The organism is Exiguobacterium sp. s89, from assembly GCF_018617735.1.
Taxonomy (GTDB): Bacteria; Bacillota; Bacilli; order Exiguobacteriales; family Exiguobacteriaceae; genus Exiguobacterium; species Exiguobacterium marinum.
On the sequence record NZ_JACSKS010000018.1, the window covers coordinates 1 to 344 of the forward strand.

The window sequence follows — 344 nt, forward strand, 5'->3', positions numbered from 1 at the left end:
CGGTCGTGGCGGAATCGGTAGACGCGCTAGGTTGAGGGCCTAGTGGTGGTTAACACCGTGGAGGTTCAAGTCCTCTCGACCGCACCATATTGCACCCTTAGCTCAGCTGGATAGAGCGTTAGACTACGAATCTAAAGGCCGGGAGTTCGAATCTCTCAGGGTGCACCATTTACGGGAAGTAGCTCAGCTTGGTAGAGCACTTGGTTTGGGACCAAGGGGTCGCAGGTTCGAATCCTGTCTTCCCGACCATTTATTTTTGGTCTTTGAAAACTGAACGATGAGGCAAAAAAAGTTTTACAATTTTTGAATGAAGCGCAAGCTTCGTCAATTTAAGAGCTATATCA

Annotated in this window: 2 tRNA genes; both read left to right on the forward strand. The window is 48.5% G+C overall.

From position 1 onward, the window contains the following. The first annotated feature begins 91 nt into the window (after positions 1-91). Positions 92-168 (forward strand) — tRNA-Arg (locus KNO96_RS14285). Between the two features lie 4 nt (positions 169-172). Further along, positions 173-249, forward strand: a tRNA-Pro gene (locus KNO96_RS14290). Positions 250-344 lie beyond the last annotated feature (95 nt).